The sequence below is a fragment of the Streptomyces rubiginosohelvolus genome, assembly GCF_014649875.1.
Taxonomy (GTDB): Bacteria; Actinomycetota; Actinomycetes; order Streptomycetales; family Streptomycetaceae; genus Streptomyces; species Streptomyces rubiginosohelvolus.
In genome coordinates this window covers 1-19288 of record NZ_BMTW01000015.1, presented here as the reverse complement: position 1 = coordinate 19288, position 19288 = coordinate 1, and the positions used below count along the sequence as shown (strand labels likewise).

Annotated in this window: 20 protein-coding genes; 15 read left to right on the top strand and 5 right to left on the bottom strand. The window is 71.7% G+C overall.

The window, feature by feature from the left end:
* Positions 1-96 precede the first annotated feature (96 nt).
* The gene (locus IE134_RS26900) at positions 97-639 is read left to right on the top strand and encodes a DUF4383 domain-containing protein (protein WP_075263152.1); all 543 of its coding nucleotides are present in this window, start codon (positions 97-99) and stop codon (positions 637-639) included.
* Here the strand turns inward: IE134_RS26900 and IE134_RS26895 are convergent.
* A complete protein-coding gene (locus IE134_RS26895; protein WP_078614492.1) occupies positions 624-1466 on the bottom strand; it encodes a DUF1206 domain-containing protein in 843 nt (280 codons plus the stop codon). The two genes, IE134_RS26900 and IE134_RS26895, sit on opposite strands and share 16 nt — an antisense overlap.
* 252 nt (positions 1467-1718) lie before the next feature.
* Here IE134_RS26895 and IE134_RS26890 point away from each other — a divergent pair, with 252 nt between their 5' ends.
* The 3 genes from IE134_RS26890 (at position 1719) to IE134_RS26880 (ending at position 5067) form a co-directional block, all read left to right on the top strand.
* Positions 1719-2297: a fasciclin domain-containing protein gene (locus IE134_RS26890; RefSeq protein ID WP_030719439.1), complete on the top strand. Its 579-nt coding sequence runs from the start codon at positions 1719-1721 to the stop codon at positions 2295-2297.
* A 44-nt stretch (positions 2298-2341) separates the two neighbouring features.
* The gene (locus tag IE134_RS26885; protein WP_075263154.1) at positions 2342-2842 is read left to right on the top strand and encodes a MarR family winged helix-turn-helix transcriptional regulator; all 501 of its coding nucleotides are present in this window, start codon (positions 2342-2344) and stop codon (positions 2840-2842) included.
* A 137-nt stretch (positions 2843-2979) separates the two neighbouring features.
* Positions 2980-5067, top strand: coding sequence for an MMPL family transporter (locus IE134_RS26880; protein ID WP_030719444.1), 2088 nt, complete (start codon positions 2980-2982; stop codon positions 5065-5067).
* A 9-nt stretch (positions 5068-5076) separates the two neighbouring features.
* On the opposite strand, the gene IE134_RS34555 is transcribed toward IE134_RS26880, so the two are convergent.
* Entirely contained in the window at positions 5077-5703 is a 627-nt protein-coding gene (locus IE134_RS34555; protein WP_179888331.1) for a DUF7144 family membrane protein, read from the bottom strand.
* Positions 5700-6230, bottom strand: a complete 531-nt coding sequence (locus IE134_RS26870; protein ID WP_030719448.1) for a DoxX family protein — start codon at positions 6228-6230, stop codon at positions 5700-5702. Before IE134_RS26870 ends, IE134_RS34555 begins: the two co-directional genes overlap by 4 nt.
* Before the next feature lie 206 nt (positions 6231-6436).
* On the opposite strand from IE134_RS26870, the gene IE134_RS26865 reads away from it, so the two are divergent.
* Positions 6437-8452 (top strand): NADPH-dependent 2,4-dienoyl-CoA reductase, encoded by a 2016-nt coding sequence (locus tag IE134_RS26865; protein ID WP_189431975.1) that lies wholly within the window; start codon positions 6437-6439, stop codon positions 8450-8452.
* Between the two features lie 56 nt (positions 8453-8508).
* Positions 8509-9039, top strand: coding sequence for a PadR family transcriptional regulator (locus IE134_RS26860; protein ID WP_189431973.1), 531 nt, complete (start codon positions 8509-8511; stop codon positions 9037-9039).
* A gap of 14 nt (positions 9040-9053) precedes the next feature.
* On the opposite strand, the gene IE134_RS26855 is transcribed toward IE134_RS26860, so the two are convergent.
* Positions 9054-10016 (bottom strand): DMT family protein, encoded by a 963-nt coding sequence (locus IE134_RS26855; RefSeq protein ID WP_189431971.1) that lies wholly within the window; start codon positions 10014-10016, stop codon positions 9054-9056.
* Positions 10013-10921 carry a phosphatase PAP2 family protein gene (locus IE134_RS26850; protein ID WP_030719459.1) on the bottom strand — a complete coding sequence of 303 codons (909 nt, stop codon included), beginning with the start codon at positions 10919-10921 and terminating at the stop codon, positions 10013-10015. The genes IE134_RS26855 and IE134_RS26850 overlap by 4 nt, the downstream gene beginning before the upstream one ends.
* Positions 10922-11083: 162 nt before the next feature.
* On the opposite strand from IE134_RS26850, the gene IE134_RS26845 reads away from it, so the two are divergent.
* The 9 genes from IE134_RS26845 to allB form a co-directional block, all read left to right on the top strand.
* On the top strand, positions 11084-11713 hold the full coding sequence (locus tag IE134_RS26845; RefSeq protein WP_097983498.1) for a TetR/AcrR family transcriptional regulator: 630 nt from the start codon (positions 11084-11086) through the stop codon (positions 11711-11713).
* Positions 11714-11903: 190 nt separating this feature from the next.
* The gene (locus tag IE134_RS26840; RefSeq protein WP_098019819.1) at positions 11904-12692 is read left to right on the top strand and encodes an SDR family oxidoreductase; all 789 of its coding nucleotides are present in this window, start codon (positions 11904-11906) and stop codon (positions 12690-12692) included.
* 68 nt (positions 12693-12760) lie between these two features.
* Positions 12761-13774 (top strand): SPFH domain-containing protein, encoded by a 1014-nt coding sequence (locus IE134_RS26835; protein WP_030719469.1) that lies wholly within the window; start codon positions 12761-12763, stop codon positions 13772-13774.
* Positions 13771-14670 (top strand): hypothetical protein, encoded by a 900-nt coding sequence (locus tag IE134_RS26830; RefSeq protein ID WP_189431970.1) that lies wholly within the window; start codon positions 13771-13773, stop codon positions 14668-14670. The genes IE134_RS26835 and IE134_RS26830 overlap by 4 nt, the downstream gene beginning before the upstream one ends.
* A 103-nt stretch (positions 14671-14773) precedes the next feature.
* Positions 14774-15283: a nucleotide triphosphate diphosphatase NUDT15 gene (locus IE134_RS26825; RefSeq protein WP_189431968.1), complete on the top strand. Its 510-nt coding sequence runs from the start codon at positions 14774-14776 to the stop codon at positions 15281-15283.
* A gap of 35 nt (positions 15284-15318) precedes the next feature.
* Complete coding sequence (locus tag IE134_RS26820; RefSeq protein ID WP_030719478.1) at positions 15319-15726, top strand: SHOCT domain-containing protein; 408 nt, start codon at positions 15319-15321, stop codon at positions 15724-15726.
* A 346-nt stretch (positions 15727-16072) separates the two neighbouring features.
* On the top strand, positions 16073-17554 hold the full coding sequence (locus IE134_RS26815) for an NCS1 family nucleobase:cation symporter-1 (RefSeq protein WP_030719481.1): 1482 nt from the start codon (positions 16073-16075) through the stop codon (positions 17552-17554).
* Positions 17555-17578: 24 nt separating this feature from the next.
* Positions 17579-18304, top strand: a complete 726-nt coding sequence (locus tag IE134_RS26810) for an aspartate/glutamate racemase family protein (protein WP_189431967.1) — start codon at positions 17579-17581, stop codon at positions 18302-18304.
* Between the two features lie 73 nt (positions 18305-18377).
* Positions 18378-19288: allantoinase AllB (allB, locus tag IE134_RS26805; RefSeq protein ID WP_189431964.1), on the top strand; the 911-nt coding region annotated here is incomplete at its 3' end.

The window sequence follows — 19288 nt, the reverse complement described above, 5'->3', positions numbered from 1 at the left end:
CATAAGCGACGCATGTTGTCCGGCGCGTGCCCACACGGTTCGCTGAGACACCGGGACAGGAGCGTCATGAAAAGCGCCAAGGGACAGGAGACGGTCATGAAACTGAGCGACGAGTTGCCCACCGACCACCGGCTGGCGACGGTGTACCGGATCGGCGCGGGGCTCTGCGGCGCGATCCTGATGGTGTTCGGCTCTCTCGGCTTCGCGAATCAGCTGAGCTTCTTCAACACCGATGGCAGCCAGATCGCCGGACTCACGTCCAACGGGCTCCTCAGTCTGATCTCGCTGCTCGTCGGAGCGGTCCTGATCGCCGGGGCGGCGGTGGGCGGCAACGTCGCCTCCACGGTGAACATGACCGTCGGCACGCTCTTCCTGCTCAGCGGCTTCATCCACCTGTTCATCCTGGACCGGTCCGCCAACATCCTGGACTTCAGCATGGCCAACGTCATCTTCAGCTTCGTGATGGGGCTGCTGATCCTCACGTTCGGGATGTACGGCCGGGTGACCGGCGGCCTGCCGCACGACAACCCGTACTGGCGTCGCCGCCACCCCGAGCAGGCAGCAGCCGAAGCCGCCGCCCGCAGGAGGGCGACGGCCGGCGGCCCGTTGCGGGACGGATCGGCTCAGACCTTGCGGTAGCGGGCGTTGAACCAGGAGAACACGCCGAAGGCGACCAGTCCGAGGGCGATGAGCACCAGCAGCCACGGGCCGACCGGGGTGTCGGCGAAGGAGCGCAGGGTGTCGTCCATCCCCTTGGACTTGTCAGGCTCGTGCTCGATGGCGGCGGCGATGGCGAAGGCGCCCGCCGCGGCGAAGACGCTGCCGCGCGCCGCTCCGCCGAACATCCCCGTGAAGTCCACGGCCTGGCGGACCCGGCGGGACATCTGCGACAGCTTCAGGTGCTTGTGGTACTTGCGCATGAGGGCCCGGACCGCGATCCAGAGGCCCGCACCGGCCACCACGGCACCACCGATCCCGACGATCCACTGCCCGCCCGGCCAGCCGAGCGCCTTGGCGGTGATGTCCTGCGACTGCTGGTCGGAGGAACCGCCGCCGCTACCGGAGTCCCCGGCGGCGAAGGACAGCACGGAGAAGGCGACGAAGGCGTAGAAGACCGCACGGCCCGCCGCCATGGCCCGCTTGCCCGGCTTGTGCTCATCGGGTCCGGCGCCGCCGAACAGCGCTTCGGACAGGCGCCACAACGCCATGCCCGCCACGGCTATGCCCAGCACCCACAGCAGAACCGTCCCGAAGGGCTTCTCGGCTATCTCCGCGACCGCGCCGCCCCGGTCGGCCTGCTTCTTGTCGCCTCCGGGGAACGCGATCCGCAGGGCGAGGAAGCCCACGAGAACGTAGATCACTCCGCGGGCGACGAACCCGGCGCGGCCCGCCGCTTCCATGGCGTTGCTGTTCGCGGCACGCCGTGCCTGGCCACGCCCCTGCGCTGTTACTGAACGGCTATTCATGTCACCCGGTTGCCCCCGTGCGGCGGATCAATGCAGTGAAGGTCCGACACGGTGAAGGTCCTGGATCGACGGCGTGACGATCCCGGGCCGATCCGGTGAGACCCGGGAGTCTGTTTCGACGCAGATGCAAAGTCCGTTTCGACGCAGAATCGACGCGGCAGGCGGAGCGGACGGAGGCGCGTCAGCGTGGGGATGACGGAGAAGACCCGTGGGGGTGACGACGCACCCCCCTCGATCGCCGGAGGAGACATCATGACGATCACCCGTCTGCAGCGCACCGCGGCGGCCGCCGCGGCCCTCGCCTTTCCCGCCTCTCTGGCGTTCTTCGCCCCGCAGGCACAGGCCGAGGCCCCCGCCGACCCGTACGGCCCCGCCTGCGCCTCCGTACCGAAGGAGGGCGCGGGCAGCCTGGAAGGCATGGCGAAGGACCCGGTCGCCACCGCCGCGTCCAACAACCCCGAACTCTCCACCCTCGTCGACGCGGTGACGAAGGCCGGCTTGGTCGACACCCTCAACAACGCGAAGAACATCACGGTGTTCGCGCCGACCAACGCCGCGTTCGAAAAAATCCCGCAGGCCGATCTGGAGGCCCTCCTCAACGACAAGGCCCAGCTCACCAAGGTGCTGACGTACCACGTGGTGGGCGAGAAGGTCACCACGCAGCAGATGGAGAACGGCACCTTCAAGACGCTGGAGGGCAGCGACCTCACCACGAAGGGCTCGGGCACCGAGTTCACGGTGAACGACTCCTCGAAGATCGTCTGTGGCGACGTGCCGACGGCCAACGCCACGGTGAACCTCGTCGACACGGTCCTCATGCCGCCGTCCTAGGGACACCGCGTGGCCCCTGAGCGGGGGTTCTATACGCTGAAGGCGTGAGACACGCCGACGACCGACCGACCCGGAGCGGCGCCTCGGATTCCGAGGCGCCGCTCGCAGACCTCCAGGCCTTCGCGGTCGAGCTGCGCCGGATGAACGGCGAGATCAACCGGATGACCCACGGTTTCGCGGTGAACCAGCAACTGCACCCCACGGACGTGAGCGCGCTCGGGGCCATCCTCGACGCCCCGTCGCCCCTGACGCCGGGGGCTCTGCGGGAGCATCTGGGGCTCACCTCCGGTGCGGTGACCGCCTGCCTGGACCGGCTGGAGCGGGCCGGGCACATCCGCCGGGCCCGGGAGAGCTCCGACCGCCGTGTGGTGCACGTGTACTACGAGCCGAGCGCCCGGACCGTCGCCCGCGACTACTTCATGCCCCTCGCCGAGGCCACGGCGCGGGCCAGGGCGCGCTTCAGCGAGGGCGAACTGACGACCGTGCTGCGCTTCCTCGCCGCGATGAACGAGGAACTGGCCGAGGTCCCCCCGGCGCGTCGCTGAACATCCCCGCCCCTTTTGCGCCACCCTCCTCACGCTGCCTTCCACCCCCGTGCGAACTCCCCGGGGAGCCATCGCGTAATGTATTTCAGCGATTGAGATTGTTCACCGATGAGATATCTCCACCCCTCGGGAGAGACATGCCCACCCCTGCACGGTCGGTCCGCTGGCTGGTCCCCGTCGTCCTGCTGATCGCCTGGCTCGGCATCGGCGGCGGGCTCGGACCGTACGCCGGGAAGCTCGGCGAGGTCGCCACCAACGACCAGGCCGCTTTCCTGCCCCAGAACGCCGAGTCCACGCAAGTCATCGACGCCCAGAAGGCGTTCCAGCAGAACGAGACCCTGCCGGTCATCCTCGTCTGGACCTCGGCGGAGAAGGACGCCCCGGTGAACGACGAGCAGCGCGAGGCCGCCACCGGCGCCCTCGCCTCGCTCGCCGGGAACGAGGGCGTCGTCGGAACCCCCTCCCCCGCGCTGCCCTCGAAGGACGGCCTCGCACTCCAGGGCATCGTGCAGCTGAGCCCGGACCTCGGGGACGAGCTGCCGACGGTGCTGGAGGAGGTCGACAAGGCCGGTGCCTCGGTGTCCGGTACGACGGTCCAGCTCGCGGGGCCGGCCGCCAGCCAGGCGGATCTGTCCGACGCCTTCGCGGGCATCGACGGGCTGCTGCTCGGGGTCGCCCTGATCACGGTGCTGGTCATCCTGCTGCTGGTCTACCGCAGTGTGCTGCTGCCCTTCGTCATCATCCTCGGCGCGGTCTTCGCCCTCGGTCTGTCCTGTGCGATCGTCTACGTCCTCGCCGACCACGACATCGTGCGGGTGGACGGTCAGGTGCAGGGCATCCTGTCGATCCTGGTGATCGGCGCGGCGACGGACTACGCGCTGCTGCTCACCGCCCGGTTCCGGGAGGAACTCGCCGTCCACGGCGACCGGTTCGCCGCGATGCGCGTCGCGCTGCGCGAGTCCTTCGGTCCGATCACGGCGAGCGCCGCGACCGTCGCGGCCGGTCTGCTCGCGCTGCTGCTGAGCGACCTCACCAACAACCGGGCCCTCGGTCCCGTGGGCGCGATCGGTATCGTCTGCTCGGTCCTGAGCGCGCTCACCTTCCTGCCCGCCGCGCTGGTCCTGCTGGGCCGGGCCGCCTACTGGCCGGCGAAGCCCAAGCCCGCCGAGGACAAGGTGTCCGGTGGCCACGGCATCTGGCACAAGGTCGCGGCCCTCGTCGACCGGTCGCCCCGCAAGGTCTGGGCGATCACCCTGGCGGCCCTGATCGCCTGTGCCGCGTTCGCTCCGACGCTCACCTCCAAGGGCGTGCCGCTCGACGAGATCTTCGTGAACGACGCGCCGTCCGTGGCCGCCCAGGAGACGCTGAGCGAGCACTTCCCCGGTGGCTCGGGCAATCCGGCGGTGATCATCGCCGCGGCGGACCGGCTGCCCCAGGTGACCGAGGCCGCCGAGCGCACCGACGGGGTGGACTCGGCCGTACCGGTGAGCGCGAGCGGGCGGCCGGGCGGCGAGCCCCTCGTCGTCGACGGCAAGGTCCGTATCGACGCGACCCTCGACGACGCGGCGGACAGCGACGGGGCCAAGGAGGCGGTGGCCGCGCTGCGCACCGCGGTCCACGCGGTGCCGGGATCGGACGCCCTGGTCGGCGGCTACACCGCGCAGCAGTACGACACCCAGCGCACGGCCGAGGACGACCGCATGCTGATCGTGCCGGTGGTTCTGGCGATCATCCTGGTGATCCTGGTCTTCCTGCTGCGGTCGCTGCTGATGCCGGTGCTGCTCGTGGCGACGGTGGCGCTGAACTTCCTGGCGACGCTGGGCATTTCCTCGCTGGTCTTCACCCATGTGTTCGGCTTCAGCGGCACGGATTCATCGGTTCCGCTGTACGGGTTCGTGTTCCTGGTCGCCCTGGGCGTCGACTACAACATCTTCCTGATGTCCCGGGTCCGGGAGGAGTCGCTGCGCCACGGCACGCGGGAGGGCATCCTGCGCGGACTGACCACGACCGGCGGGGTGATCACCTCGGCGGGCGTCGTCCTGGCGGCCACCTTCGCGGCGCTGGGCGTGATCCCGCTGGCGTTCCTGGTCCAGATCGCGTTCATCGTGGCCTTCGGTGTCCTGCTGGACACCCTGGTCGTCCGGTCGCTCCTCGTTCCGGCGCTGGTCCGGGATATCGGGCCGAAGGCGTGGTGGCCGGGGGCACTGAGCCGCGAGAGGTCCTGAGCGAAGGCCTCAAGGCCGCCGCAGCGCGTCCCCGGGCGCCCAGCCCGGGTCCCGGTAGGCGGCGAGCGCCCAGATCACGAAGATGTCCAGGGCGATGACGATCACCGACCAGAGGGGCGCGTACGGCAGGAAGAGGAAGTGCGCGAAGAGGTTCAGGGAGGCGAAGACGATGCCGGTCACCCGGGCCCATCGCGCTCCCTTGAGCAGCCCCGCCCCGGTGACGGCGACGCAGACGCCGAGCACCAGGTGGATCCAGCCCCAGCCGGTGAGACTGATGCGGTAGACGTACTCGCCGACATCGCCGTAGACGTCCCCGTCGGCCAGGGCCGCGATGCCCTCCAGGGCCGCGACGACGCCCTGGCAGAGCATCAGCACCCCGGCGAAGAGCACGCCGCCGGTCACCCAGAGGCTGTCCGGGTCGGGCGCGGGAGCGCGCCCGGCCGGACCGTCGCCGCGCTGCCACGGCGTATCGCCCTGACCGGGCCCCGGCCGGGGCCCCTGCCCGGCGGCGACCGGATCAGCGCCCCGGGAGGGATCAGCGGCGCCGGACGGATCAGCTACTCGGGAGGGCTCAGCAGCGCGGGAGGGATCGGCCGCCGACGACGGATCGGCGGCCCGGGACGGGTCCTCGCTCATCCGGACGCCTCCTCCTTCTGCGCCGCCTGCCCCTTCGCCCGCCGGCCGACCACCGCGGCGGCCGCGGCCGCGCTGCCCGCGAAGGCCAGCGCGACCATCCACGGCCGGTCGAACACATGGCAGGTGACGTGGTCCAGCGAATAGCGCCCGGGACCGGTCAGGCCGATGGCGGCGGCGGTGAAGCCGAGGAACGCCGGGTACTCGTAGCCGCCGCCCTGGGCGAAGAATCCCGCCGGGGCGTGGACGGCCACCGCACCGGCCATCGCCCCGGCCGCCGCCGCACCCGCCGCCGGAGTGGCGAGCCCCAGCGCCAGCAGCGCACCGCCGCCCGCCTCACCCAGCCCGGCGGCCACCGCGCTGTGCTTGGGCGGGTGGAATCCCATCGCCTCCATCGCCGCCGTGGTGCCCTGGATCCCGCCGCCGCCGAACCACCCGGCGAGCTTCTGGCTGCCGTGGGCGGCGAGCACCGCGCCGGTGCCGACGCGCAGGGCGAGCAGACCGAGATCACGCCGCTCGAAGCAGACCATGAGGACTCCCGGGGTCAGGGGGGTTCAGGGGTACGGCTCCACTCTCGTCGGCGGGTGGCCTGCGGGCGCGGCCGACTACGCCGTACGGGGCACGGGCCGGACGCCGCACGGCCCGTCGTGCGACGCAGATCATTGTGCAACTTGTTGCATAAGCGGTTCGGGGTGGTCTACAACTGACGCGACGACCCCTGCGGAGGAGATCCCGGATGAGCCCCTACCCGACCCTGCTGAGCCCGCTGGACCTCGGGTTCACCACCCTGCCCAACCGGGTGCTCATGGGATCGATGCACATCGGTCTGGAGGAGGCCGAGCGCGGCTTCGAGCGGATGGCCGCGTTCTACGCCGAGCGCGCCCGGGGCGGCGTCGGCCTGATGGTGACCGGCGGCATCGCCCCCAGCGAGCGGGCCTGCTCCTTCCCCGGCGGGGCCAAGATGACGACCGAGGCGGAGGCGGAGCAGCACCGGGAGATCACCTCGGCGGTGCACGCGGCTGGCGGCCGGATCGCGATGCAGATCCTGCACTTCGGCCGGTACGCGCACCACCCGGATCTGGTGGCCCCGAGCGCGATCCAGGCCCCGATCAGCGGGTTCGTCCCGAACGCGCTCACCGACGAGCAGGTCGAGGAGACCATCGAGGAGTTCGTCCGAGCGGCGGAGCTGGCGCGGTTCGCCGGGTACGACGGCGTCGAGATCATGGGCTCCGAGGGCTATCTGATCAACGAGTTCATCGTCTCCGCGACCAACCACCGCACCGACCGCTGGGGCGGCAGTTACGAGAACCGCATCCGGCTCCCCATCGAGATCGTGCGCCGGGTCCGGGAGCGGGTCGGCGACGACTTCATCCTGATCTACCGGCTCTCCATGCTGGACCTGGTGCCGGGCGGCTCGACGCTGGAGGAGGTCGTGACGCTCGCGCGGGAGATCGAGGCGGCGGGCGCGACGATCATCAACACCGGCATCGGCTGGCACGAGGCGCGGATCCCCACGATCGCCACCTCCGTACCGCGTGGCGCGTTCAGCTGGGTCACCGAGAAGGTGCGCGGCGCGGTCTCCGTACCGCTGGTGACGAGCAACCGCATCAACACCCCCGAGGTCGCCGAGGACATCCTCGCCTCCGGCCGGGCGGACATGGTCTCGATGGCCCGGCCGTTCCTGGCCGACCCGGAGTTCGTCGCGAAGGCGGCGGCGGGCCGGGCGGACGCGATCAACACGTGCATCGGCTGCAACCAGGCCTGCCTGGACCACATCTTCAGCCTCAAGATCACCTCCTGCCTGGTCAATCCGCGCGCCTGCCACGAGACCGAGCTGGTGCTCAGCCCGACCCGGACCCGTAAACGCGTCGCCGTGGTCGGGGCGGGTCCGGCGGGCCTCGCGTGCTCGGTGACGGCGGCCGAGCGGGGGCACGCGGTGACCCTGTTCGACACGGCGGACGAGATCGGCGGGCAGCTGAACGTGGCCCGCCGGGTGCCGGGCAAGGAGGAGTTCGACGAGACGCTGCGCTACTTCCGTACGCGGCTGGCGGAGCTGGACGTCGACGTGCGGCTGTCCACCCGGGCCGACACCGGCACGCTGGACGGTTTCGACGAGATCGTGCTGGCCACCGGCGTAGAGCCGCGCACGCCCGCGATCCCCGGCACGGACCACCCGAACGTCGTGAGCTACCTGGACGTGCTGCGCGACGGGGCGCCGGTGGGCGACCGGGTCGCGATCGTCGGCGCGGGCGGCATCGGTTTCGACGTCGCGGAGTTCCTGACCGACGGCGGCGACGCGGCGAGCCTGGACGCGGACACGTTCTTCCGGCAGTGGGGCGTGGACACGGCGTACGAGGACCGGGGCGGGCTGCGCGCCCCCGAGCGCCCCAAGTCGCCGCGCACGGTCCACCTGGTCCAGCGCAGGACGACCAAGGTCGGCGCGGGGCTCGGCAAGACGACGGGCTGGATCCACCGCACCGAACTGCGCCACCGGGGCGTCGAGATGATCGCGGGAGCCTCGTACGACCTCATCGACGACGAGGGCCTCCACCTCACCGTCGACGGTGAGCCGCGGGTGCTGCCGGTTGACACCGTCGTGCTGTGCGCGGGCCAGGAGCCGCGCCGCGAGCTGTACGAGGAGCTGAGCGCGGGGACCGTCCCGGTCCATCTGATCGGCGGCGCGGACGTCGCGGCCGAGCTGGACGCGAAGCGGGCCATCCGCCAGGGCACGGAGCTGGCCGCCGCGCTCTGAACCCGCCCCGCCGGGGGCCCGTACCACCGCGCACCCCCGTCCTTAGGATGCACGTCATGTCACTGCCGCACGCGATTCTCACCGCCCTGCTGGAGAAGCCGTCCTCGGGTCTGGAACTGACCCGCAGGTTCGACCGGTCGATCGGCTACTTCTGGTCGTCGACCCACCAGCAGATCTATCGCGAGCTGGGGAAACTGGAGCAGGCCGGACGGATCAGGGCGCTGCCCACGGCGGCGCCGGCCCGGGGGCAGAAGAAGGAGTACGAGGTGCTGCCCGCGGGCCGCGAGGAGCTGGCGGCCTGGGTGGCGCTCCCCGAGGACCCGCGGCCGGTCCGCGATCCGCTGCTGCTGCGAATGCGGGCGGCGGCGGTCGTCGGGGCGCACGGCATGGGCGCGGAGCTGCGCCGCCATCTGGCTTTGCACGATCGGCAGTTGGCGGAGTACCAGGAGATCGAGGAGCGGGACTTCACCCCGCCGCCGACGACCGACGAGGGGCGGCTGCGGCATCTGGTGCTGCGGGGCGGCATCGACCTGGAGACGTTCTGGATCGGCTGGCTGACCCGGGCGATCGCGGACCTGGACGCCTGACCGCGGGGACCGCGTTACGGGTGCGGCGCGCCGCCCGCCCGTACGGCCACGGGTTCCGGGACGGCCGCGGGGCGAGGGCTGCCGATGACGACCCGCGAGGGCACCGGATCCACGGGCGCGGGCCCCTCGGGCACCTCATCCGGGTCCGCGTTCCGTGCCTGCGCCCGGCTGAGGAGGATCACCCCGCGCACGGCCGCCGTCGTACCGAGGAGAGCGAGCACCAGGCTGACCGGCCCGCCCTGGAGACGCTCACCGAGCAGGGCCAGGCCGATCGCGGCGGCGGCGACCGGGTTGGCGAGGGTGACCACGGCGAGCGGTGCGCCGAGCCCGCCCCGGTAGGCGGTCTGGGACAGCAGCAGGCCGCCCATCGCGAAGGCGGAGACGAGCAGCGCCACCGTCAGCAGGCGCCAGCTGAACAGCGGGCCGCCGGAGTGGTCGGTGACGGCGACCGTGAGGGTCTGGGTGAGCGCGGAGGCGACCCCGGAGGTGATCCCGGACGCCGCCGCGTGCCGCAGGCCCGGGCGGGCCCCGGGCCGGCTGAGCCCGGCGACGACCGCCATGGTGGCCGCGCCCACGCCGAGGGCCTCGGGAAGGGTGAGGGTCTCGTGCGGGGCGGAGCCGCCCGCGGTCAGCAGCAGCGCGCCGAGGCCGAGCAGGGTCAGGGCGGTGCCCCGCCACTCGGCACGGCCGACCCGGCGTCCGGCGGCGCGCGCGCCGAGCGGGACGGCGACGACGAGGGTGAGCGCCCCGAGGGGCTGGACCAGGGTGAGCGGGCCGTAGTTGAGCGCGGCGACGTGCAGCAGCGCGCCCGCCGCGTTGAGGCCGACCGCCGACCACCAGGCGCCCCGGCCCAGCATCCGCAGGACTCCGGTGCCGGGTTCGGTACGCCCGGCGAGCCGGGACTGGGCGACGGCGGCGGCCGCGTAGGCGCCGGCGGAGACGAGGGAGAGCGCGACGGCGAGCAGGGTGGCGTTCATCGCGCGCCACCCGCGTACGTCCCGGAGGCCACGGGCACCTCGGAGATCGCAGGCCGCACGCCGCCCTCGTACGCACCGGAGACCGCAAGGTGCGCGCCCCCCGCGTACGCCGGGATCGGAGCCCCCTCGCCGCTCCCCCGCGCGCCCGGCCCCCGCAGCCGCGCCGGAACCGTCCGGGCGGACAGGGGCAGCCGGAACGCGGCGAGGGCGACGGCGAGCAGCGCCACGACGACGATCGCGTCGAGCCAGTAGTGGTTCGCGGTGCCCACGACAACGAACAGGGTGATCGCCGGGTGCAGCAGCCACAGCCGGCGCCACCGGGAGCGGGTGGCGGCGATCAGCCCGAGGGCGACCATCACGGCCCAGCCGACGTGCAGCGAGGGCATCGCGGCGAACTGGTTCGCCATCGTGTCGGTCGCGGGCGTCTGCCCGTACACCGTCGGCCCGTAGACCTGACCGGTGTCGACAAGCCCGGCGGCCGGGAGCATCCGGGGCGGGGCCAGCGGGAACAGCAGATGCAGCACCAGGGCCGCCCCAGTGAGCGCGGCGAGCACGCGGCGCGACCGGACGTAGTGGGCGGGACGGCGCCAGTAGAGCCAGATCAGGAAGAGGGCCGTGGCCGGGAAGTGCACGACGGCGTAGTAGGTGTTCGCCGCGTGGATCAGGGGCTGGCTGTGCAGCAGCAGCCCCTGGACGGCGCCCTCGCCGGGAAGGTGCAGGGCACGTTCGAGGTCCCAGACGCTCCCCGCGTTGCGGAACGCCTCCTCGACATGGCCGTTGGCGGCCTGGCGGCCGAACTTGTAGGCCAGAAAGAGTCCGGCCACGAGAAGGAACTCGCGGACGAGGGGCGGTCGGGCACGTATGTCCGGCTCCTGGTCCGTGGGCTCGGTGCGGGCGAGTCTCACCCGTGCCCCCTTGGATGCGAAGCGGTAGCGGACGGCCCGGTTCCATCGATCCACGCCGTATCGATACGCCAGTGTACCGATACGTCGGCGTATCGGTACACGCGCGTATCGGTACACTGGCGTATCGAGAACCTCACCGCACCGCCGCTGGAGGTACAGCCCATGCCGTCGCCCGATTCCGTACCGGAGTCAGCCCTCTCCTCCCCCCGGTCGAAGATCACACCGGAGCGGGCGCAGGAGCTGTACGCGGCGGTGCTGGAACTGCTGCGGGAGAGCGGTTATGAGTCGCTGACGATGGAGGGCGTCGCCTCGCGCACCCGCTGCGGGAAGTCGACGCTCTACCGGCAATGGGGTTCCAAGCCGGAGCTGGTGGTGGCCGCGCTGCACGGCACCCGGCGGATGCGGCTCCCGAGGATCGACACCGGGACGCTGGCGGGGGATCTACTGGAGGCCGCGCGGACGATCGGTGAGGCCTCGGGGAGCGACACCCCGCTGATGCACGCCCTCAGCCACGCCGCGCTGCAGAGCCCGGAGCTGCTGTGCGCGCTGCGCGAGGCACTGATCCTTCCGGAGGTCGCGGCGATCGACGCGATGGTCCGGCGGGGCCAGGAGCGCGGCGAGATCGCGGCCGACCTCCCGGCGGCCGAGTTCGTGGCGGCCCAGCTGCTCGGCGTGCTGCGCGCCCGGCCGCTGCTGGAGGGGCGCTACGCGGACGCCGCGTATCTGACCCGGTTCGTGGAGCTGGCGATCCTCCCGGGCCTCGGGCTCACGGCGGGAGCGCCGGAGTCCTGACAGACGTGGACCGCCCGTCCCGGCGGATGGGGACGGTCCACCCGCGCCGCACCGTGGGGACGGGGGCGGCGCACCGCCCGGCCGGCCGGTGACCTCTGCGGAGGTCACCGGCCGCCCGTGTATCCGCACCCACTCCTCCCCTACCGCACCTAACAAGCGCTTGGTAGATTCTGGTGCAGGAGGGCCGACCATGAACGACCAGTCCCACGCGATGGACTTCACCGGACGGGCCGTGCTCGTCACCGGCGGCACCAGGGGCCTGGGGGCCGCGATCGCGAGGGCCTTCCTGGCGAGCGGCGCGGACGTCCTGGTCTGCGGACGCTCGACTCCGGCCGCCCTGCCCTCGGCGGGCGGGCACGAGGCGGCGTTCCGGGCGGCGGACCTGCGGGATCCGATGGCGGCGGCGGATGTCGTCGCCGCCACCGCCGAGCGGTTCGGGCGGCTCGACGTACTGGTGAACAACGCCGGCGGCTCCCCGGACGCCGACGCGGCCACGGTCTCGCCGCGCTTCGTGGAGAAGGTGGTCGCACTCAACCTCCTCGCCCCGTTCTACACGGCCCAGGCGGCGAACCTGGTGATGCGGGAGCAGCCGGGCGGCGGGAGCGTGATCAACATCGGCAGCGTCTCCGCCCACACCCCGCAGCCGGGCACCGCCGCCTACTCCGCCGCCAAGGCGGGCCTGCTCGGGCTGACCCGGGCGCTGGCCCTCGAATGGGCGCCGCGAGTCAGGATCAACCACATCACGGCGGGCCCCATCCGGACCGAGAACGCCGCCGCGCTGTACGGGGAGGACGACGGGGACGCGGTGGCGGGCGTCGTCCCGATGGGGCGACTGGCGGAGCCGGACGATGTGGCGCGGGCCTGCCTCTGGCTGGCCTGCGACCTCTCCTCGTACGTCAACGGGGCCGACCTCGCCGTGCACGGAGGCGGCGAGGTCCCGGTCAGGTACACGGTCGCCCGCCGCCCCGGCCCTCCTTAATAGTCACCTTGACTCTAATAACACTCACCCCTTATCGTCGTCATGACGAAATCAAGGGGGTCCTCATCATGGCCGACATCACCCGGCGCTTCGGCTGGCGCCACCTGCGCTCCGCGCCCACCGCCCACATCCGCCACCACAAGCGCGGCAGGCTCGCCCACGACGGGCAGGGGCTCAGCTTCTGGTACCGGTCGCTGTCGGCGGCGCTCTCCGAGGTGCCGGTCGACGACCGGGAGCTGGCCATGGCGTTCCACGCCCGTACGGCCGACTTCCAGGACGTGACCGTGCAGGCCACCGTCACCTACCGGATCAGCGATCCGGCCGAGGCGGCGAACCGGCTCGACTTCTCCGTCGACCCGGACACCGGCAGCTGGCGCGGCGCACCGCTGGAGCAGATCGCCACCCTCCTCACCGAGACCGCGCAGCAGCACACCCTGGACGTCCTGGCCCGCACCCCGCTGGCCGCGGCCCTGGTCGACGGCGTCGCCTCCGTACGCGAACGGGTCGCCACCGGTCTCGCCGCCGAACCCCGGCTCCCGGCCACCGGCATCGACGTGGTGGCCGTGCGCGTCGTCGCGATCCGCCCCGAGGCCGAGGTCGAGCGCGCCCTGCGCACCCCGGCCCGCGAGCAGATCCAGCAGGAGGCGGACCGGGCCACCTACGAGCGGCGGGCCGTTGCCGTCGAGCGCGAACGCGCCATCGCCGAGAACGAGCTGGCCAGCCAGATCGAACTGGCCCGGCGCGAGGAGCAGTTGGTCGACCAGCGCGGCACGAACGCCCGCCGCGAGGCGGAGGAGAAGGCCGCCGCCGACGGCGTACGGACCGAGGCGGAGGCGGCCCGCAAGGTGCGCCTGGCCCGGGCGGAGGCCGAGGCGGCGCGCGAGACGGGCGGGGCCCGGGCCGAGGCGCAGGCCGCTTGGCTGCGGGTGCACGGCGAGGTCGACCCGGCCACGCTGCACGCCCTGGCGGCGACCCGGCTCGCGGAGAACCTGCCGCGCATCGAGAGCCTCACCCTCTCCCCCGACGTCCTCACCGGGCTGCTCGCCAAGCTGGGCCGTCCGGAAGGCGGGGCGGGAGCGTGAGCCTGGCGCCCCGGGCGGTGCTCGTCCACCGGCGGACGGAGTACGAGGAGCTGCTCGCCCGGCACGGGACCCACGGGCAGGCCGCGTTCTTCCTGTCCAGCCGGGGCCGCTCGATCGACGCGGTGGCCCGCCGCCACGAGGACACCCGGCAGGCACTGCGCGAGGTGGCGGCGGCAGTGCCGCTCACCTGGCGCTCCACCCGGGTGGAACGGGCGGACCTGGACCGTTTCCTGTTCGCCCCGGAGGACGTGGTGGTCGTGGTCGGCCAGGACGGTCTGGTCGCCAACACCGCGAAGTACCTGGCCGGGCAGCCGGTGGTGGGTATCGACACCGCCCCGGGGCGGAACCCCGGCGTCCTGGTACGCCACCGGCACGCCGACGCGGCGGCCCTGCTGCGCGCCGCGACGGCGGCCGGCGGGCAGGCCGAGGAACTGACCATGGTCGAGGCCGTCGCCGACGACACGCAGCGCCTCATCGCCCTCAACGAGATCTACCTCGGGCCGCCCGGCCACCAGACGGCCCGCTACCGCCTGGGCGACGACGGCGAGGGCGCCTCCGGCGAGGCCCAGGCGTCCTCCGGGGTGCTGGTCGGCACCGGCACGGGCGCGACCGGCTGGCTCCGCTCGTTGTGGCTGGAGCGCGGCAGCGCGCTGCCGCTGCCCGGGCCGTGCGACGCGCGCCTCCTGTGGTTCGTACGCGAGGCCTGGCCGTCACCGGCAACCGGGACGTCGCGGGTGGCGGGCGAACTGGCGCGCGGGCAGGGGCTGCGGCTGACCGTGGAGTCGGACCGGATCGTGGTCTTCGGCGACGGGATGGAGTCCGACGCGCTGGAGCTGACCTGGGGTCAGAGCGTGCGGCTAGGTATCGCGGAGAGAGCGCTGCGCCTGGTGATCTGAGCGTGTCCGGCCCGGCGGTTTCGCTACGGTGGTCCGCACGCGTCCCCCGTACGCGTACCGCACAGGCACACGCACACGCACCGGAGAGCGGAGAACCAGCACCATGTCGGCCGACCCCGTCACCGAGCCCGCCCGCAACACCCACCCGCCCGTGGCCCAGGCGGCCCTCGGGGTCGGGGTGATCGTCGAGGACGGCCGGGGGCGCGTGCTGCTGGGCCGACATCACAGCGGTACGTGGGAGCTGCCGGGCGGGAAGGTCGACGCGACGCACGAGTCGATCGCCGCGGCGGCCGTCCGGGAGCTGCGCGAGGAGACGGGCCTGGTGGTCGACGAAGCGTCCGTGGACGTCGTCGCGATGGTCCACGACGTGATCGGCGGGATCAACCGGATCAGCATGGCGGCCGTCGTACGGCTCGCCTCCGGCGAACCCGGGGTGACCGAGCCGCACCTGATCAGCGCCTGGCGGTGGACCGCGCCCGAGGAGCTGCCGGCCCCGCTGTTCGACCCGTCGGCACAGATCCTGGCGGCCTGGCGACCGGAGCTGGGCATCAGTCATCCGCCCGCGCACGTTCTGCGGATCGCCGGATGCGGACCAATCGGACCAGCTGTATGAATAAGGGACCATCCGCGCGATCGGAGTAGGCCCCCATGGACGATTACCCGCTGCTGAACCTCTTCCTGACCATGCTGTACCTGTTCCTGTGGGTCATGTGGTTCTTCCTGCTGTTCAAGGTGATCACGGACCTCTTCCGGGACCACTCCCTGAACGGCTGGGCCAAGGCGGGCTGGCTGGTCCTCGTCATCCTGCTGCCCTATGTGGGCGTGCTGATCTACCTCATCGTCCGCGGACGCAGCATGCACGAGCGCGACGAGAAGCTGGCCAAGGACTCCGAGGCCGCGTTCCGTGACTACGTACGCCGGGCCGCCGGGACGGAGGGCGGCTCGGGCGGCAGCGGCGGCCATGTGAACGACCTGGCGAAGCTCGCCGAGCTCAAGGACAAGGGCGCGATCAACGCCGAGGAGTACGAACAGGCGAAGGCGAAGCTGCTCGCCTGAGACCGGGCTCCCCCCTCCCTCCTCCCGAGGCACAAGGCCGGGGTGTCGGCGCACGTCGCCGACACCCCGGCCTTGTGCGTTGTGCGCCGCATCGAGTGGCTCGACGATCCGTCCGGCCATCGGCGCGGGCGCCGGCGGAATCATTCGGTCCGCAGAGCGAGCAGATTTCCCCTGACCTCTTGACGTTGCTCTTTGGCGAAAACTACGTTTCCTCTCGCGGAAACCAACTTCCACTTTGTGGAATCAGCCAAACGTCCGGTCGCCCGGATCTCCGTCGCCCGCTTCCCCCCGGCGCGGTACGACGGGCTCCGTCGCGACCCTGACGAGGATGCAGAGGGGCCGATCGATGACAGCAGTGGAGGAGCGTCCGTCCGAAACGAGCGACGGTGCGACCAGTTCGACGCTCTACACCTACGATCTCGCCCCGACCAAACGCGAGGGGCGCCGCTGGGGCGCGTACAACGTCTTCACGCTCTGGGCCAACGACGTGCACAGCCTGGGGAACTACGCGTTCGCGATCGGCCTCTTCGCGCTCGGGCTGAATGTGTGGGGCATCCTCGCGGCGTTCCTGCTGGCGTCGGTGCTGCTCTTCCTCCTGCTGACGCTCTCCGGCTTCATGGGCCACAAGACAGGCGTCCCGTTCCCGGTCATGAGCCGGATCGCCTTCGGGATCAGGGGCGCGAAGATACCGGCCGCGGTCCGCGGCGTCGTCGCCATCGCCTGGTTCGGCATCCAGACCTACCTGGCCTCCGCGGTGCTGAGCGCCCTGCTCATCGCGATGTTCCCCGGACTGCGCGATCTCGACACGAACTCCGTGCTCGGGCAGTCGACGCTCGGCTGGATCACCTTCCTCGCCCTGTGGGCCCTCCAACTGCTCATCGTGAGCTACGGCATGCAGATGATCCGGCGGTACATGGCGTTCGCCGCCCCCACCACCCTCATCACCATGTGCGCCCTCGCCGTCTGGATGTTCGTACGGGCGGACTGGTCGATCTCCGTCTCCGTCGACGCTCCGCTCGTGGGCGGCGAGATGTGGCTGCAGATCCTGCAGGCAGCCGCCCTGTGGGTGGTGATCTACGGGACGTTCGTGCTGAACTTCTGCGACTTCACCCGCTCCGCCAAGAGCCGTGGCTCCATCATCTGGGGCAACGTGATCGGCATCCCGGTCAACATGGTCTTCTTCGCGGTGATCGTGATCGTCCTCAGCGGGGCGCAGTTCAAACTCGACGGGCATGTCATCACCAGCCCCACGGACATCGTCCGGACCATTCCGAACATGTTCCTCCTGGCGACCGCTTCCCTGGCCCTGATCGCCCTGACGGTCGCCGTGAACCTGCTCGCCAACTTCGTGGCGCCGATCTACGCGCTCATCGACCTCTTCCCGCGCCGGCTGAACTTCCGCCGGGCGGGCGTCGTGAGCGCCGTCGCGGGCCTGGTCATCCTGCCGTGGAACCTCTACAACAGCCCGGTCGTCGTGAACTACTTCCTCGGCGGACTCGGGGCGCTCCTCGGGCCGCTCTTCGGCGTGATCATGGCCGACTACTGGCTCCTGCGCAGGTCCCGGGTGAACGTGCCGGCGCTCTACTCCGAGGACCCGGCGGGCGACTACCACTACCGCCGCGGAGTCAACCCCCGTGCCATCGCCGCCTTCGCCCCCAGCGCAACCCTCGCCGTCGTCATCGCGCTGGTCCCGTTCTTCCACGCGGCCGCCGGATTCTCCTGGTTCATCGGGGCCGTCCTCGCCGCCGCGCTGTACGCCCTCATCGCGGACCGCACGTCCGCGATGAGCGATGTCGACGGTGAGGCCATCGCCGTCGCCGCCGAATAGACCCCCGAGCGGAGAGTCCGGATCATGCGCATCCTCGTCGTCAACGTCAACACCACCGAGTCGATCACCGCGTCGATCGGTGAGCAGGCGGCGTCCGCCGCCTCGCCCGGCACGGAGATCGTCCCCCTCACCCCGCTCTTCGGGGCGGAGTCCGTCGAGGGGAACTACGAAAGCTATCTCGCGGCCATCGCCGTCATGGAGACGGTGCGCGCCTTCCGCGAACCGTTCGACGCCGTCATCCAGGCCGGTTACGGCGAACACGGCCGCGAGGGACTCCAGGAGCTCCTCGACGTCCCGGTCGTCGACATCACCGAGGCGGCCGCGAGCACAGCGCAGTTCCTCGGCCGCACCTACTCCGTCGTCACCAGCCTCGACCGCACCGTCCCGCTGATCGAGGAGCGGCTCCACGCCGCGGGGCTGAGCGAGCGCTGCGCCTCGGTGCGGGCCAGCGGCCTCGCCGTACTGGATCTCGAACGGGACGAGCAGGCCGCCGTCGCCGCCATCGCCGAAGAGGCCGGCCGGGCCGTCGAAGAGGACCGGGCGGAAGTGATCTGTCTGGGGTGCGGAGGCATGTCCGGGCTCGCCGAACGGGTCGCCGAACGGACCGGGGCGCCCGTCGTCGACGGCGTCACCGCCGCGGTCACCATCGCCGAGTCCCTCGTACGCCTCGGCCTGTCCACCTCGAAGGTGCGCACCTACGCTCCGCCCCGGCCCAAGAAGATCGTCAACTGGCCGCCCCTCGCCCGCTGACTCTCCGTCCCCACCCGACCCAGACCCCAGACCTCCGCCGAGACGTCGCGACTGAGAAAGAGAGAGGGCTGCCATGCCCGACGTACAACTGGTTCTGCGTTCAACGCGCGTCGTCACCCCCGAGGGCACCCGCCCGGCTGCGGTCGCCGTCGCGGGCGGGACGATCGACGCGGTCCTCCCCTACGACGCCCAAGTTCCTTCCTCGGCACGCCTGGAGGACGTCGGCGACCATGCCGTACTCCCCGGTCTCGTCGACACCCACGTCCACGTGAACGATCCCGGGCGCACCGAGTGGGAAGGCTTCTGGACCGCCACCCGGGCCGCGGCGGCCGGTGGGATCACGACGATCGTCGACATGCCGCTCAACTCCCTCCCTCCGACGACGACGGTGGAGAACCTGCGGGTCAAGCAGGAGGTCGCCCGAACGAAAGCCCATGTGGACGTCGGCTTCTGGGGTGGCGCCCTGCCCGACAACGTCAAGGACCTGCGTCCCCTCCACGATGCCGGCGTGTTCGGCTTCAAGTGCTTCCTGTCACCCTCAGGGGTGGACGAGTTCCCCGAACTCGACCAGCAGCAGCTCGCGAACTCCCTCGGCGAGATCACCGATTTCGGCGGCCTGCTCATCGTGCACGCCGAGGACCCGCACCACCTGACCGCGGCCCCGCAGAGAAACGGGCGGAGGTACGCCGACTTCCTGGCCTCCCGCCCGCGCGATGCCGAGAACACCGCGATCGAAGGGCTCATCGCCCACGCCAAGCGGCTGAACGCCCGCGTCCACGTCCTGCATCTGTCGTCCTCCGACGCGCTGCCGCTGATCGCCGCCGCGAAGCGCGAGGGCGTCCGTATCAGCGTCGAGTCCTGCCCGCACTTCCTCACCCTCACCGCCGAGGAAGTCCCGGACGGAGCCACCGAGTTCAAGTGCTGCCCGCCGATCCGCGAGGCCGCCAACCAGGACATCCTGTGGGCCGGGCTCGCCGACGGCAC

What these genes read in the sequence shown, in the direction of transcription:
- IE134_RS26900 (WP_075263152.1), top strand. Translation starts at nt 97, where the DNA reads ATGAAACTGAGCGACGAGTTGCCCACCGACCACCGGCTGGCGACGGTG.
- IE134_RS26895 (WP_078614492.1), bottom strand. Translation starts at nt 1,466, where the DNA reads ATGAATAGCCGTTCAGTAACAGCGCAGGGGCGTGGCCAGGCACGGCGT.
- IE134_RS26890 (WP_030719439.1), top strand. Translation starts at nt 1,719, where the DNA reads ATGACGATCACCCGTCTGCAGCGCACCGCGGCGGCCGCCGCGGCCCTC.
- IE134_RS26880 (WP_030719444.1), top strand. Translation starts at nt 2,980, where the DNA reads ATGCCCACCCCTGCACGGTCGGTCCGCTGGCTGGTCCCCGTCGTCCTG.
- IE134_RS34555 (WP_179888331.1), bottom strand. Translation starts at nt 5,703, where the DNA reads ATGAGCGAGGACCCGTCCCGGGCCGCCGATCCGTCGTCGGCGGCCGAT.
- IE134_RS26870 (WP_030719448.1), bottom strand. Translation starts at nt 6,230, where the DNA reads ATGGTCTGCTTCGAGCGGCGTGATCTCGGTCTGCTCGCCCTGCGCGTC.
- IE134_RS26865 (WP_189431975.1), top strand. Translation starts at nt 6,437, where the DNA reads ATGAGCCCCTACCCGACCCTGCTGAGCCCGCTGGACCTCGGGTTCACC.
- IE134_RS26860 (WP_189431973.1), top strand. Translation starts at nt 8,509, where the DNA reads ATGTCACTGCCGCACGCGATTCTCACCGCCCTGCTGGAGAAGCCGTCC.
- IE134_RS26855 (WP_189431971.1), bottom strand. Translation starts at nt 10,016, where the DNA reads ATGAACGCCACCCTGCTCGCCGTCGCGCTCTCCCTCGTCTCCGCCGGC.
- IE134_RS26845 (WP_097983498.1), top strand. Translation starts at nt 11,084, where the DNA reads ATGCCGTCGCCCGATTCCGTACCGGAGTCAGCCCTCTCCTCCCCCCGG.
- IE134_RS26840 (WP_098019819.1), top strand. Translation starts at nt 11,904, where the DNA reads ATGAACGACCAGTCCCACGCGATGGACTTCACCGGACGGGCCGTGCTC.
- IE134_RS26835 (WP_030719469.1), top strand. Translation starts at nt 12,761, where the DNA reads ATGGCCGACATCACCCGGCGCTTCGGCTGGCGCCACCTGCGCTCCGCG.
- IE134_RS26825 (WP_189431968.1), top strand. Translation starts at nt 14,774, where the DNA reads ATGTCGGCCGACCCCGTCACCGAGCCCGCCCGCAACACCCACCCGCCC.
- IE134_RS26820 (WP_030719478.1), top strand. Translation starts at nt 15,319, where the DNA reads ATGGACGATTACCCGCTGCTGAACCTCTTCCTGACCATGCTGTACCTG.
- IE134_RS26815 (WP_030719481.1), top strand. Translation starts at nt 16,073, where the DNA reads ATGACAGCAGTGGAGGAGCGTCCGTCCGAAACGAGCGACGGTGCGACC.
- IE134_RS26810 (WP_189431967.1), top strand. Translation starts at nt 17,579, where the DNA reads ATGCGCATCCTCGTCGTCAACGTCAACACCACCGAGTCGATCACCGCG.